This window comes from Curtobacterium sp. PhB190, assembly GCF_004365385.1.
Classification (GTDB): Bacteria; Actinomycetota; Actinomycetes; order Actinomycetales; family Microbacteriaceae; genus Curtobacterium.
Genome location: NZ_SODN01000006.1, coordinates 200,255 through 214,695, shown reverse-complemented (window position 1 = coordinate 214,695; position 14,441 = coordinate 200,255). Strand labels below are relative to the sequence as shown.

Sequence of the window (14,441 nt, the reverse complement as noted above, 5' to 3'; positions counted from 1 at the left end):
GTAGGGGGTCAGTGAGGAATCAGTGCTCGTCAGCCAGCGCCAGCTGGATGTAGACGGCGGTGAGGAGCATGAAGACGTAGGCCTGCAGCAGCGCGACGAGGATCTCGAAGAAGCTGAACGCGATGCCGAACGCGAGGGTCCCGACACCGAAGGCCTTGAAGCCGAGCGAAGCGTCGAAGAAGAAGAACTGCGTCGCCGAGAAGAACAGGACGAGCAGCAGGTGCCCGACGACCATGTTCATCAGGAGTCGCAGGGTGAGCGTCACCGGACGGAGCACGAAGGTCGAGACGAGCTCGATCGGCGTCACGATGATGTAGAGGAACCACGGCACCCCGGGCGGGAAGAGCGAGTTCCGGAGGAACGTGCCCGGGTGCTTGCGGAGGCCGGCGTAGATGAACGCGACGTAGGCGACGATCGCGAGGATCATCGGCATCGCGATGCGACTGGTGCCGGCGAGGTTCATGCCCGGGATCAGACCGGTCAGGTTCATGAACAGCACGCCGAAGAAGATCGTCGCCAGGAGCGGCAGGAATCGCTTGCCGTCCTTCTCTCCGAGGTTGTCGAAGGTGTTGCGACGAACGACGTCGAACGCGTACTCGATGAACGCCTGACCGCGGTTCGGGACGAGCTTCAGCGCGCGGGTTCCCACGAAGGCGAACACCAGGAGCACGGCGACGGCGAAGAAGCGGATGAGGACGACCCGATCGATCTCGAACGGCGTCCCTGCGAAGAAGATCGCATCCGGGAAGAACTCGTTGATCGACGGACCATGGAACTCGGCGGCCTTGCTGCTCCCCGCCGCAACGGTGTCAACCGCAGCAGAGAGGGACAGGGGAAGAGCGTGGGATAGCAGCGCTGTCTCCTGTGTCGGCGCGCGCACATCATGGCACGCGATGGTGGACGTTGTGGAGGCTTGCCCGCTCCGAGCGAAAGGCTCCGGTGGCGGACTCCGAGAAGCCTATCAGGTGCGAGAGGCTTCCCGGCTTCTCAGTTGCGGGGGGTCGGGTTCTCAGCGTCCGCGGAGCCACCCGACCCGTCACCGGGCAGCTGCACGCCGATCGGGATGCGGGCCTTCGCCACCGCGACGACGTCGATGACCAGGGACCCGACGACCCCCGCGATGATCACGATCGCGAGCACCGGGAAGTCCACCCAGGTACGGTCCTTCAGTGCCACCAGCAGCACGATGAACACGATGAACTTGAGCAGCCAGGTGCCCATCACGATGCCGAAGAAGGCACCCGAGATCATCTGCCCCTTGGACACCCGTAGCGCGACAAGGACACTGACCGCGGTGAGGCCGAGGAACACCACGCTGAGCACGGCTCCGAGCAGGCCGCCGACGAGCCCGGGAGTGTCGGCGACGAGCAGCCCCACGACTCCCCCGACGATCGCCAGGGCGACCGCGAGCACCGCGCCCCACGTGATGATGCGGCGGAACACCGGCCGGACGTGGTCGAGCGCGTTCGGTGCGGTCACGTGATGTCTCCTGGGATCGTGCGGTCGTTGGCGGCCCGGTCGAGCGGGTCGAGGCTGGCGTCCACCACGGCGGCGGAACGGTTGGCGGTCTGGGCGGCGATCTCGGTGCGCTTCCGGCCGAGCGGCGCGAACGTGGCGACGGCGCACACGGTGAAGCCGACCGCGACGAAGGCGACCACCCAGTACCAGTCCACGAACAGGAACAGCAGGCACCCGACCGCGACGGTGGCGGTCCACGCGTAGAAGATCAGGACGGCGTGGAAGTGCGAGTGCCCCATGTCGAGCAGACGGTGGTGCAGGTGCTTGCGGTCGGCCGAGAACGGTGACTTGCCAGCGCTGAGCCGCCGGGTGACGGCGAGGCCGAAGTCCAGGATCGGCACGATCAGGATCGCGAAGGGCAGCAGGATCGGGATGAAAGCCGGCAGCAGCGCCTGGCGTGTCTGCACCGCTGCGGGATCGATGTTGCCCGTGACCGACACGGCGCTGGTGGCCATCAGGAAGCCGACGAGCAGCGCTCCGGCGTCGCCCATGAACAGCTTCGCCGGGTGCCAGTTGAGGATGAGGAACCCGAAGCAGGAGCCGACGAGCACCGCGGTCAGCAGTGACGGCAGGTTGAAGAAGAACTCGGTCTGCACGACCACGCGGTTGATGAAGAACGTGTAGAGGAAGAACACCCCGCCGGCGATGATCGCGACCCCGGCGACCAGGCCGTCGAGTCCGTCGATGAAGTTCACCGCGTTCATCACGAGCACCACCGCCAGCACCGTGAAGATCAGGCTCATGTACGACGAGCCCACGCCCAGGGTGTTGCCGATCGGCAGCGACACGATCGCGACGCCCTGCCAGGCGAGGATGCCCGCAGCGATGATCTGCCCGGCGAGCTTCGTCATCCAGTCGAGGTCCCAGATGTCGTCCGCGACGCCGAGCACCACGATGATCGTCGCGCCCCCGAGCACCGCCAGCACGCGGCCCGGCTCGGAGAACACCAGCCGGAAGTAGTCGGTCCCCGCGATCGACGGGAACAGGAACCACGCCGCCAACAGCGACACGATGACGCCGATGTACATCGCGATCCCGCCGAGGCGCGGAGTCGGCGTGCGGTGCACGTCGCGCTCGCGGACCTGGGGGTACCACTTGTACTTCAGCCCGAGTTTCCACACCAGCACGCTGACCAGGAAGCTCACGACCGCGGCGATCGCCCCCGCCAGCAGGTAGTACTTCATCCGACGAGGTCGGCTCCGACGACCCGGATGATCTCGTCGTCGGAGATCACCCCGTGTCGGACGATGCGGAGCTTCCCGCCGTCCGACAGCCCCGTCGCGTCGACGATCGTCGAGCCGGTGGAGGCTTCGAAGCCCTCGTGCTCCCCGATCGCGCCGCCGTCCAGGTACACGGCGACGCTGTCGCCGAGCATCCGCTCAGCGGCATCGACGTCCATCGCGGCCGGGTCGCCGGTCGAGTTCGCGGACGAGACCGCGAGCGGACCGACCTCTTGCAGGAGCTCGAGCGCGATCCGCGAGTCCGGCATCCGCAGGGCGACCGTGCCCCGCGTCTCGCCGAGGTCCCAGTCGAGCGACGGCTGCGCGCGCAGGATCACGGTCAGGCCGCCGGGCCAGAACTCGGCGACGAGGTCGCGCACCTGCTGCGGCACGTCGCTCGCGAGCGCGTCGAGCGTCGGCGGGCCGGGGATCAACACCGGCGGCGGCGACTGCCGCGTCCGGCCCTTCGCGTCGAGCAACCGCTGGACGGCGGCCGCGTTGAAGGCGTCCGCGGCGAGGCCGTAGACGGTGTCGGTGGGGACGACGACGAGGTCTCCGCGCCCGAGGGCGGCACGTGCGAGCCGCATCCCGGTCAGGAGCCCGTCGGAGTCGGTGCAGTCGTATCGGGATGCCATGACTCGACGATGATAGTGCGACACAATGGAGGACATCGTGAACGAGACCCCTGCGCCCCACCTCCTGTTCCTCTTCGACATGGACGACGTCCTCGTCCGGTACGACTGGCAGGTGCGGATGGCCGCACTCTCCGAGTTCACCGGACACGAGTTCGAGGAGCTCCGACGCCGCTGGTGGGACTGCGGCCACGAGATGCGTGCCGAGGCCGGCGACTTCGCCGACGGCGACGAGTACCTCGCCGCGTTCGAGCGGGCGATGGAGTGCGACGTCCCCGAGGCCGAGTGGGCGCGCATCCGCGGGTCCGCGATGACCGAGCTGCCGGAGCGCATCGAGGCCGTCCGGATCGCGAGCGAGCACGGGCGTGTCGGCCTGCTCACCAACAACGGGCCGCTCGCGGGTCGGTGGATCCACCAGTGGGCACCGTCACTGCCGGGGCTGTTCGGCGAGCACCTGGACACGTCGAGCAACTTCGGCGCCCGCAAGCCCGAGCCCGAGGTCTTCCTCCGCGCGATGGAGCACCACGGCGTGCCCGCCGAACGCACGTTCTTCGCCGACGACATGCCGGAGAACATCGCGGGTGCCCGGAGCGTCGGCATCCATGCGGTCCTGGTCGAGCGCGACACCGACCTGCGCGAGCACGTCCGCGCCTTCGTCGCGCAGCAGCGCGAGGCCTCCCCCGTCGCCTGACCCTTCCCATCACGTTCGAGATGGCAACAAGCAACGGGCGTACCTGGTCGTTCTGAACGGCCAGGTACGCCCGTTTCCGCTCGGTACGGCACGGCATACCGACCGGGAGGCCCGGGGTGCGTCCGCCTACCGGGTCGCGGTGGTCGTGCGGTCGCGACCCGTCAGGTCGACGTGCGTCTCCGGGGTCCGGAACCCCCGGCGCGCCAGGACCTCGCGGACGCCGGCGCCCTGCGGCTCGGCGTGCTCGATGACGAGCACCCCGCCGGGCACGAGCAACCGCCACGCCGTCTCGGCCAGGGCGCGCACGGCGTCGAGGCCGTCCGGCCCGCCGTACAGCGCCATCGCGGGGTCGTGGTCGCGGACCTCGGGGTCGATCGGGATCGCGTCGTCCGGCACGTACGGCGGGTTCGACACCACCACCGAGACCGTGCCGTCGAGTTCGGGCAGCGCGTCGGCGAGGTCGCCCTCGACGAGTCGCACCGTGCCGCCGTGGGCGTCGGTGTTCCGGCGGGTCCAGAACAGGGCCTCGGGCGATCGTTCGACGGCGTACACGACGGCGTTCGGCACCTCGGTGTCCATGGCGATCGCGATGGCACCGCTCCCGGAGCCGAGGTCGACCGCGATCGGCGCCGGCACCGCGACCGCCCGGAGCGCGTCGATGCCGAACTGCACGACGCCCTCGGTCTCGGGACGGGGCACGAACACGCCGGGTCCGACCGCCAGGGTCAGTGCTCGGAAGTACGCCTGCCCGGTGATGTGCTGCAGCGGCTCGCGGGTGCTCCGTCGGGCGATCGCGTGCCGGAAGCGCTCGACGTGCTCCGGAGCGATCGCGCCGCCGGTCATCGCGCGGGCCTGTACCGCACCGCGCGAGGTGTCGGTCGCCCACGCGAGCAGCAGCTCGGCGTCGACCTGGGGCGTCGGGACGCCGGACGCGACGAGCGCCGCGGCCGCCTGCTCGAGCAGGCGATCCGCGGCGTACGTGAGGGGCGTGTCGGCGGTGATCCGGGCCTCCAGGCTGGGTGTGCGGTTACGCGTCCTGGTCGCCGATGGCGGCCAGACGTGCCTCTTCGTCCGCCTGGATGGCGGACTGGACGACGGGCTCGAGCGCACCGTTCATGACGCGGTCCAGGTCGTACGCCTTGTAGCCGGTGCGGTGGTCCGCGATCCGGTTCTCCGGGAAGTTGTACGTCCGGATGCGCTCCGAACGGTCCATCCCACGGATCTGCGACTTGCGCGCATCCGAGGCGATCGCGTCGAGCTCCTCCTGCTGCCGCGCGAGGATGCGTGCACGGAGCACGCGCATGCCGGCCTCACGGTTCTGGAGCTGCGACTTCTCGTTCTGCATCGCCACCGTGATGCCCGTGGGCAGGTGCGTGATGCGGACCGCGGAGTCCGTCGTGTTGACGGACTGCCCGCCGGGACCGGAGGACCGGTACACGTCGATCTTCAGGTCGTTCTGGTTGATCGCGACCTCTTCGGGCTCGTCGACCTCGGGGAACACCAGCACGCCGGTCGTCGAGGTGTGGATGCGCCCCTGCGACTCGGTCTGCGGCACGCGCTGCACACGGTGCACGCCGCCCTCGTACTTCAGGTGCGCCCAGACACCCTGCGACGGGTCGGTCGTGTTCGACTTGATCGCGACCTGGACGTCCTTGTAGCCACCCAGGTCGGACTCGGTGCGCTCGAGGAGCTCGACCTTCCAGCCCTTGGTCTCGGCGTAGTGCGAGTACATGCGCAGGAGGTCGGCCGCGAACAGCGCCGATTCCTCGCCGCCCTCGCCGCCCTTGATCTCCATGATCACGTCGCGCCCGTCGTCGGGGTCGCGCGGGATGAGCAGCCGGCGGAGACGCTCCTGGCGCTCCGCCAACTGCTCCTCGAGCTCGGGGACCTCGTCCGCGAACGCCGAGTCCTCACGCGCGAGCTCCTGGGCGGCGGCGAGGTCGTCCCCCGCCGCCTGCCAGGACTCGTACGCGGACTTGATCTGGTTGAGCTCGGCGTAGCGCCGGTTCACCTTCTTCGCCCGGGCCGCATCGGCGTGGAGCGCGGGGTCCGACAGCTGCTGCGTCAGGTCCTCGTGTTCCGCCAGCAGCCCTGCCACCGACTCGAACACGCGTTACTCCTGGTGACCGTTGTGGTGAGCGCCGCCGGTCGTCGGGACCGACTTCTGCACCTGCACCAGGAACTCGACGTTCGACTGCGTCTCCTTGAGGTTCCGCAGCACGATCTCGAGGGCCTGCTGCGGGTCGAGCCCGGCGAGGGCTCGGCGCAGACGCCAAGTGATCTTGACCTCGTCGGCGGAGAGCAGCTGCTCCTCGCGACGGGTGCCGGAGGCGTTGACGTCGACGGCCGGGAAGATCCGCTTGTCGGCCAGGTGACGGTTCAGGCGGAGCTCCATGTTGCCGGTGCCCTTGAACTCCTCGAAGATGACCTCGTCCATCTTGGAACCGGTCTCGACGAGCGCGGTGGCGAGGATGGTCAGCGAGCCGCCGTCCTCGATGTTGCGCGCGGCACCGAAGAAGCGCTTCGGCGGGTAGAGCGCCGCCGAGTCGACGCCACCGGAGAGCACGCGGCCCGACGCCGGGGTCGACAGGTTGTAGGCACGGCCCAGACGGGTGATCGAGTCGAGCAGCAGCACGACGTCGTGGCCCAGCTCCACCAAGCGCTTCGCACGCTCGATGGCGAGCTCGGCGACCGTGGTGTGGTCCTCGGCCGGACGGTCGAAGGTCGAGGCGATGACCTCGCCCTTCACCGTGCGCTGCATGTCGGTGACCTCTTCGGGCCGCTCGTCGACGAGGACGACCATGAGGTGCGCCTCGGGGTTGTTCTTCGCGACGGCGTTGGCGATGGCCTGCAGCACGACGGTCTTGCCGGCCTTGGGCGGCGAGACGATGAGGCCGCGCTGGCCCTTGCCGATCGGCGACACGAGGTCGATGATGCGGGTGCTCAGCTTGCCCGGCTCCGTCTCGAGGCGCAGGCGCTCGTTCGGGTACAGCGGGGTGAGGTCCGAGAAGTCGACACGGGCCGCTGCTTCTTCGGCGGTCTGGCCGTTGACCGAGTCGACGGTCACGAGCGCGTTGTACTTCTGACGGCTCTGCTGCTCGTTGTCACGGGGCTGCTTGATCGAACCGACGACGGCGTCGCCCTTGCGCAGGTGGTACTTCTTCACCTGGCCGAGGGAGACGTAGACGTCGTTCGGTCCGGGCAGGTAGCCGGTGGTGCGGACGAACGCGTAGTTGTCGAGGACGTCGAGGATGCCCGCGATCGGGATCAGGACGTCGTCCTCGGTGACCTCGGGCTCGAAGTCGTCGTTCTGGCCGCCACGGCCGCGCTTGCGGTCACGCTGGCGACGGCTGCGGCCGCCCTCGGTGTCGTCGGCGTTCTGCTGGGCCTGCTGGCCCTGCTTCTGCTGACCGTTCTGCTTCTGCTGGTTGGCCGCCTGCTGCTTCTGCTCGGCGCGGTCGTCCTGCTTCGCGTCGCGCTGCTTGGAGTCGCCCTGCTTCGCGTCGGCCTGCTTGGCGTCGGCCTGCTTCTGCTGGTCGCCGCCGTTCTGCTTCTGCTGGCCGCCCTGCTGGTGCTGCTGGCCGTCCTGCTGCTCGCCGTTCTGCTCGCCGTTCTCGGCGTTCTGCCCACGCCCACGACCACGACCACGGCTGCGACGGCCGCGACGCGAACCGCCCTCACCGTTCTGGTCGTTCTGGTCGTGCTGCTCGCCGGAGTCGGCGGCACCGGACTGGTCCTGCGACTCGCCGTCGGTGCTCTGCTGCTCGGTCCGCGCCTGCTGTTCGGTCCGCGCCTGCTGCTCGGTGCGGGCCTGCTGGTCGGTCTGAGCGGGTGCCGAGGTCGGCGTCTGCTGGTCGGCCGACTCGTTCGGCTGCTGGGCCTGCTGGTCGGCACCGCGCTGGCCGCGGCCGCGACGCTGCCCACCGGTCTGCGTCTGGGCGGCTTCCTGGGCGTCCTTCTCGGCACGCACCTGGTCGAGGCCCGCGAGCAGGTCCTCGGTGCCGGTGTGGCCGGCGTTGGTGTGCTCGGCGGCCGAGGTCGGGCCGGCGTTCACGGTGCCACCGGACGACGCGCGGCGCGAACGGCGGGCACGCGACGGCGCGGCCGGCTCGGACTCGACGGCGGGTGCCTCGGGGTCGGCGACCGGAGCGATCGGTGCCTCGGCTCCGGGCTCCGGCAGCGTCGGCTGCTCGGTCACCGGCGCCGCGGCGGGGGTCGTGGCGGGCGCTGCCGCAGCGGGGACGTCGTCCGTGACGGGGCGCTTGTCCTCGATGGAGGCGATGAGGTCGCCCTTGCGGAGCTTGGAGAGCCCGGTGATGCCGAGCGAGGAGGCGATGCGCTGGAGTTCCGGCAGGCGGAGGGCGCGCAGGTCGCTGGGGATCTCCACCGGGGCGGAGTTGTTGTCGGTCAAGGTCGGTGTTTCCTTTCGAACCGCAGAACGCGGAGAGTTTCCACCGTCCCGGATGCACGGGTATGCATCGACCGCCGTTCAGACGACGGACCGGGATTCGGTGATCAGAAAGAGATGCACACCCGCGCGCCGGACCCTGCGACGTCGCAGGCGCTGTCCTTGAGGACGGGCATACCGTGCGGTTACGCGGGTTCGGCTTCGAGCGCCGAGTGCGCCACCACTGTAGCACCACCGAGATCGACGGCCAGCATGAGCGCGCGCCAGTCGGATTCCCCGTGTCGGGCGACGAGATCCGCGGCCGTGAGCCGTTGTGCCGGGTCGCTGCCGAGCACGAGCAGGCTCGGTCCCGCCCCGGACACGACGGCCGCGAGGCCGTGCTGCCGGAGCAGGCCGATCAGTGCGTCGGTCTCCGGCATCGCGCTCGCCCGGTACGCCTGGTGCAGGCGGTCCTCGGTCGCGGCGAGCAGGAGCTCGGGGCTCTGGATGAGCGCGGCGACGAGCAGCGCGGAACGGGAGACGTTGAACGCGGCGTCGGCGTGCGGGACGTTCTCGGGCTGCAGGGAGCGGGCGAGCTTCGTCGACAGCGTGGACGTCGGCACGAACACGACCGGTGCGACGCCGCGGTGCACCAGGAGGCGCTTGTACGCGGGTCCCTCGGCCGTCATCCACGCGATGGTGAGCCCACCGAAGAGTGCGGGGGCGACGTTGTCCGGGTGCCCCTCCATCTCGGTGGCCAGGCTGAGCAGGGTCGAGGCGTCCAGGTCGACGATGCCCTCGAGCAGCCCGCGGGCCGCCATCAGGCCGGCGACGATCGCGGCCGCCGAGGAACCGAGCCCGCGGCCGTGCGGGATCGCGTTCGTGGCGTGCAGCTCGAGGCCGGGCTGGTCGACGCCGGCGTGCTCGAGGCCGCGGCGGACGGCGCGCACGACCAGGTTCGTGTCGTCGGTGGCGACCTCGCCGGCACCGACGCCCTGCACCGTGACGGTGGCGCCGGCTTCCGGTCGGACCCGGACGACGACCTCGTCGTACAGCGAGAGCGCAAGACCGAGCGAGTCGAACCCCGGGCCGAGGTTCGCGGACGTCGCCGGCACGCGGACGCGCACGGCCCGTCCGGCGGGCAACACGTGGGCCGCCCGCCCGGCGGGCACAGCGTGGACCGCCCGTCCGGCCGGTACAGCACTGTGGGCGGTGACGCCCTCCCCCGGTCCGGACGAGCGGTCGGGGCTCACTGCGCCGCGACCAGTCCGAGCACGTCCGCGATCGACTTGGTGTCGACCGGCACGCTCGTCGGGGTGACCTCGCTGCCGTCCTCGGTGCGCAGGGCCCACTGCGGGTCCTTCAGGCCGTGGCCGGTGACGGTGATGACGACCTTCGCGCCCTTCGGCACGACGCCGGCGTCGGCGCGCTCGAGCAGCCCGGCGACACCGATGGCCGACGCGGGCTCGACGAAGACGCCGACCTCGGCCGACAGGATGTGGTGCGCGGCGAGGATCGCCTCGTCCGAGATCGCGCCGAAGTAGCCGTCGGTCTCGTCGCGGGCCTCGAGGGCGAACTGCCACGAGGCCGGGTTGCCGATGCGGATCGCGGAGGCGATGGTGTCGGGGTTCTTGACGACCTCGCCACGGACGATCGGTGCGGAACCGGCGGCCTGGAACCCGAACATGCGCGGGAGCTTCGTCGTGCGACCGGCGGCCACGTCCTCGCGGTAGCCACGGGAGTACGCGGTGTAGTTGCCCGCGTTGCCGACCGGCAGGAAGTGGAAGTCCGGGGCGTCGCCGAGGACGTCGACGACCTCGAACGCAGCGGTCTTCTGACCCTCGATGCGGTCGTTGTTGACCGAGTTGACGAGGTGCACCGGGTAGTTCGCCGCCAGGTCGCGGGCGATGTCGAGGCAGTCGTCGAAGTTGCCCTGGACCTGCAGCAGCTGGGCGTCGTGGGCGACGGCCTGGCTGAGCTTGCCCATGGCGATCTTGCCCTCGGGCACGAGCACCGCGGCGGTGATGCCGGCGTGCGTGGCGTACGCGGCGGCCGAGGCGCTGGTGTTGCCGGTCGAGGCGCAGATGACGGCCTTCGCGCCGTGCTCGACGGCCTTCGAGATCGCCATCGTCATGCCGCGGTCCTTGAAGGACCCGGTCGGGTTCATGCCCTCGAACTTGACGTAGACCTCGGCGCCGGTGCGCTCGGAGAGCCGACGAGCCGGGATGAGGGGCGTGCCGCCCTCGCCGAGCGTGACGATCGGCGTCGCCTCGGTCACGTCGAGTCGGTCGGCGTACTCGCGCAGGACTCCCTGCCACTGGTGGGCCATCAGGCTTCTCTCTCTGTCCGGTGGGTCGGTCTGGTGGTGGTTCGCGGTCGGCCTGGAGGCCCGTGGTGCGTCAGGCGCCGACGAAGCGCAGGACGCTGGTCACGTCCAGGACCACGTCTTCGCCGCGGAGCGTGCGGACGGTGTCCGCCAGGTCGGCTTCGCGCGCCAGGTGCGTGCCGATGACGAGCGCTGCCGTCCCCTCGGAGGCACCCGTGGTGGTCTGCTCGACGGTCTCGACGCTCACGCCGTGCTTCGCGAGCACGCCGGCGACCGTCGACAGCACGCCGGGAGCGTCCGTGACGTGCAGGGTGATCTGGTACCGCGTGCGCACGGTGCCGATCGGGAAGACGGGCAGGTCCGACTGGGTCGACTCCGCGACACCCGGGCCGCCGATGACGTGCCGACGTGCGGCGGACACCAGGTCGCCGAGGACGGCGGACGCGGTCTCGACACCACCGGCACCGGCGCCGTAGAACATGAGGTCGCCCGCGGCCTCGGCCTCGACGAACACGGCGTTCTTCGCGCCGTGCACGCTCGCCAGGGGGTGCGACTCCGGCACGAGGGCCGGGTAGACGCGGGCGCTGACGCCCTCGCGGCCGTCCTCGTCGGTCAGTCGCTCGGCGGTCGCCAGGATCTTCACGACGTAGCCGGCCTTGCGCGCGGCGCGGACCTGCTCGATGGTCACCGAGGTGATGCCCTCGCGGTGCACGGCAGCGAGCGGCACCGAGGTGTGGAACGCCAGCGAGGCCAGGATCGCGGCCTTCTGCGCGGCGTCGTAGCCCTCGATGTCGGCGGTCGGGTCGGCCTCGGCGTACCCGAGCTCGGTCGCGGTCGCCAGGGCGTCCTCGAACGTCGCGCCCTCGCGGTCCATCAGGTCGAGGATGAAGTTCGTGGTGCCGTTGACGATGCCCATGATCCGCTCGATGCGGTCCCCGGCGAGCGAGTCGTGCAGCGGTCGGATGATCGGGATCGCTCCGGCGACGGCGGCCTCGTAGTACAGCTGCGCACCGACCTGCTCGGCCACCGCGAAGAGCTCCGGACCGTGGGTCGCGAGGAGCGCCTTGTTGCCGGTCACGACGTCCGCGCCGGACTGCAGCGCCTGCAGCACGAGCGTGCGCGCGGGCTCGATGCCACCGATCAGCTCGACGACGATGTCGGCACCGAGGATGAGCGACTCGGCGTCGGTCGTGTAGAGGTCCTTCGGCAGGTCGACGTCGCGCGGGGCGTCGACGTCGCGCACGGCGATCCCGACGAGTTCGAGGCCGGCACCGGCGCGCGAGGCGAGTTCGTCGGCGTGCTCGAGCAGGAGCCGCGCGACCTGGGACCCGACCGAGCCGGCCCCGAGCAGCGCGACGCGGACGTTGCGGTATTCGATCATCTGGAGTTGGTTCCTGTTCGTCGGGTCAGCGACCGGTGCCGGCGTGGGGCACGGGGCGGACCCCGGTGTCGCGGGCGAGGAGGTCGTCGATCGACTCGCCCCGCACGAGGATACGGGTTGTGCCGTCCGCCACGGCGACGACCGGCGGGCGGCCCACGTGGTTGTAGTTGCTCGACAGCGCCCAGCAGTACGCCCCGGTGGCTGCGACGGCGAGCAGGTCCCCCCGCTGGACGTCACCCGGCAGGTACTCGTCGTTGACCACGATGTCCCCGCTCTCGCAGTGCTTCCCGACGACGCGGGTGAGGACGGCCGGCGCCTCGGACGTCCGGGCGAGGCGAGCGGTGTAGTCGGCGCCGTACAGGGCAGGACGGGCGTTGTCGCTCATGCCGCCGTCGACGGACACGTAGGTGCGGGTGGCGTGGCCGGTGTCCGCGTCGCCGGTCTCGAGGGTGACGGGCTTGATCGTGCCGACGCGGTAGAGCGTGATGCCCGCCGGCCCGACGATGTAGCGACCGGGCTCGACGGCGACCTCGGGCACCGGGATGTCCCGCTCGGCGCAGGCCTCGGCGATGATCGCGGCGAGGGCGTCGGCGACGTCCTCGGGAGCGAAGGCGGAGTCGGCCTCGGTGTAGTCGATGCCCCAGCCGCCGCCGAGGTTCAGCTCGGGCACCGGACCGGTCTCGACGAGGGTGGCGTGCACGTCCATCAGGCGTCGAGCGGCTTCGCGGAACCCGGACTCGTCGAAGATCTGCGACCCGATGTGCGAGTGCAGCCCGACGAACACGAGCGACGACTCGGCGCGCACCGCCTCGGCCGCGGCGACGGCCTCGGTGAGCGGGATGCCGAACTTCTGGTCCTCGCGCGCGGTCGCCAGGTACTCGTGAGTGGACGCGTGGACGCCGCTGTTGATGCGGATCCGGACGCGCTGCACGACCCCGGCGTCGGCAGCGGCACGGGCGACGCGCTGGACCTCCTCGTGGCTGTCGAGCACGATCGTGCCCACGCCGACCTCGACCGCGCGGGCGATCTCGGCGTCGGACTTGTCGTTGCCGTGGAAGCCGAGCATCGCCGGGTCGATGCCCGCAGCCAGGGCGACCGCGAGCTCCCCGCCGGTGCAGACGTCCACACGCAGGTCGGCCTCGGCCATCCACGCCACGACCTGCGTCGTCAGGAACGCCTTGCCGGCGTAGTAGACGTGCGCCCGGGTGCCGATGCCCTCGAAGGCCTCGGTGAACGCGTTCCGCACCCGGACCGCACGCGACTGCACGTCACGCTCGTCGACGACGTACAGCGGAGTGCCGTACTGCCGGACGAGGTCCGTCGCGGTGACACCGCCGACCGCCAGGTCGCCGTCGTCGGTCCGCGTCGCGGACGCGGGCCAGATCCGGTCCACCAGCTCGGAGGCGTCCGTCGGGAACCGCAGTCGCGGCGGTGCAAGGGGGTTCTCGCTCACGGGACCCGATCCTACCGACGCGGGGCGGGCCTCCCGTCCGTGTGACGCAGCCACGGGATCAGCCGCAGCTGCCGACCGTCTGCAGGCCCTGCTCGTTGAGCGGTAGCGCGTCCGCGGTGACGCGGACCGTCGCGTCGGCCTTCGAGACGTCGAGCGAGCGCACGCGGAGCGCCTCGGGCAGGAACTGCGCCGTGCAGACCTGCACCGGCACGTTCGTGACGCCGGGGATCGAGTCCACCTTGAGGCCGAGGTCGGAGTTCGTGATCCGCACGCTCTTCGGGGTGATCGTGATGCCGCGGCCGTCGTCCTGCGCGACCACGTCGCCCTTCGCCGCGTAGGTGATGTCGTAGCCGAGCACCGCCGTGGAACCGGACAGCTCGACGCCGCCGTCCACCAGGGACAACCGGTCGAACAGCGGGCTGTACTTCGACAGGTCCTTCACGCTCGACGACGCCAACGTGACCGTGCCGTCGACGTCGTGCACGTCGCCCTTGCCGTCCACGGGGACGTCCTTCGCGGTGACGTCGGCGGCGAGCGGGATGCCGTCGACGGTGAGCTTCTCGGACGTGATCTCGACCTGGTCGAGGGTGCCACCGATCAGCTGCGGGATGACGATGCCGTCGGCGTGCGCCTCGACCTGGCCCGTCGTGCCGTCGGGCAGCGACTGCTCGACCTGCTGGGCGATGATGCGGTCGACGACCCCGCGGAGCACGAACTCGGCGATCACGACGAGGGCGGCGAGCAGGACGACGACCACGAGCAGGACGACGGGCCAGCGGCGGCGCTTGCGGGGGCGTTCGGTGGCGGCGGACATGCGTCCCACCCTGCCAGGT

At 70.6% G+C, this 14,441-nt stretch carries 13 protein-coding genes; 1 reads left to right on the top strand and 12 read right to left on the bottom strand.

Annotated elements, in window-relative coordinates; translation table 11 throughout:
* Positions 1–19: 19 nt before the first annotated feature.
* The 4 genes from atpB to EDF47_RS11845 form a co-directional block, all read right to left on the bottom strand.
* Positions 20–832: a F0F1 ATP synthase subunit A gene (gene atpB / locus EDF47_RS11860; protein ID WP_111084153.1), complete on the bottom strand. Its 813-nt coding sequence runs from the start codon at positions 830–832 to the stop codon at positions 20–22.
* Between the two features lie 155 nt (positions 833–987).
* Positions 988–1,479 carry a hypothetical protein gene (locus EDF47_RS11855; RefSeq protein ID WP_123294279.1) on the bottom strand — a complete coding sequence of 164 codons (492 nt, stop codon included), beginning with the start codon at positions 1,477–1,479 and terminating at the stop codon, positions 988–990.
* Positions 1,476–2,702 (bottom strand): MraY family glycosyltransferase, encoded by a 1,227-nt coding sequence (locus tag EDF47_RS11850; protein WP_111083866.1) that lies wholly within the window; start codon positions 2,700–2,702, stop codon positions 1,476–1,478. The genes EDF47_RS11855 and EDF47_RS11850 overlap by 4 nt, the downstream gene beginning before the upstream one ends.
* Positions 2,699–3,373 carry an L-threonylcarbamoyladenylate synthase gene (locus EDF47_RS11845; protein ID WP_123294277.1) on the bottom strand — a complete coding sequence of 225 codons (675 nt, stop codon included), beginning with the start codon at positions 3,371–3,373 and terminating at the stop codon, positions 2,699–2,701. Before EDF47_RS11845 ends, EDF47_RS11850 begins: the two co-directional genes overlap by 4 nt.
* Positions 3,374–3,410: 37 nt before the next feature.
* Between EDF47_RS11845 and EDF47_RS11840 the strand changes: the two genes are divergently transcribed.
* A complete protein-coding gene (locus EDF47_RS11840) occupies positions 3,411–4,061 on the top strand; it encodes an HAD family phosphatase (protein ID WP_131879678.1) in 651 nt (216 codons plus the stop codon).
* 126 nt (positions 4,062–4,187) lie between these two features.
* On the opposite strand, the gene prmC is transcribed toward EDF47_RS11840, so the two are convergent.
* The 8 genes from prmC to EDF47_RS11800 all read right to left on the bottom strand — a co-directional run bounded on the left by prmC (position 4,188) and on the right by EDF47_RS11800 (position 14,422).
* Positions 4,188–5,024 carry a peptide chain release factor N(5)-glutamine methyltransferase gene (gene prmC, locus EDF47_RS11835; RefSeq protein ID WP_207913252.1) on the bottom strand — a complete coding sequence of 279 codons (837 nt, stop codon included), beginning with the start codon at positions 5,022–5,024 and terminating at the stop codon, positions 4,188–4,190.
* A gap of 64 nt (positions 5,025–5,088) precedes the next feature.
* Complete coding sequence (prfA, locus tag EDF47_RS11830; protein WP_123294274.1) at positions 5,089–6,171, bottom strand: peptide chain release factor 1; 1,083 nt, start codon at positions 6,169–6,171, stop codon at positions 5,089–5,091.
* 3 nt (positions 6,172–6,174) lie between these two features.
* Complete coding sequence (gene rho, locus EDF47_RS11825) at positions 6,175–8,472, bottom strand: transcription termination factor Rho (RefSeq protein WP_133937053.1); 2,298 nt, start codon at positions 8,470–8,472, stop codon at positions 6,175–6,177.
* A 182-nt stretch (positions 8,473–8,654) separates the two neighbouring features.
* Positions 8,655–9,596 carry a homoserine kinase gene (gene thrB / locus EDF47_RS11820; RefSeq protein ID WP_123294435.1) on the bottom strand — a complete coding sequence of 314 codons (942 nt, stop codon included), beginning with the start codon at positions 9,594–9,596 and terminating at the stop codon, positions 8,655–8,657.
* Positions 9,597–9,697: 101 nt separating this feature from the next.
* Positions 9,698–10,777, bottom strand: a complete 1,080-nt coding sequence (thrC, locus tag EDF47_RS11815) for a threonine synthase (protein WP_123294272.1) — start codon at positions 10,775–10,777, stop codon at positions 9,698–9,700.
* A gap of 70 nt (positions 10,778–10,847) precedes the next feature.
* The gene (locus EDF47_RS11810; protein ID WP_123294271.1) at positions 10,848–12,155 is read right to left on the bottom strand and encodes a homoserine dehydrogenase; all 1,308 of its coding nucleotides are present in this window, start codon (positions 12,153–12,155) and stop codon (positions 10,848–10,850) included.
* Between the two features lie 25 nt (positions 12,156–12,180).
* Positions 12,181–13,608 carry a diaminopimelate decarboxylase gene (lysA, locus tag EDF47_RS11805; RefSeq protein WP_131920025.1) on the bottom strand — a complete coding sequence of 476 codons (1,428 nt, stop codon included), beginning with the start codon at positions 13,606–13,608 and terminating at the stop codon, positions 12,181–12,183.
* Positions 13,609–13,666: 58 nt separating this feature from the next.
* The gene (locus EDF47_RS11800) at positions 13,667–14,422 is read right to left on the bottom strand and encodes a DUF2993 domain-containing protein (protein ID WP_131879684.1); all 756 of its coding nucleotides are present in this window, start codon (positions 14,420–14,422) and stop codon (positions 13,667–13,669) included.
* Between the last annotated feature and the right edge of the window lie 19 nt (positions 14,423–14,441).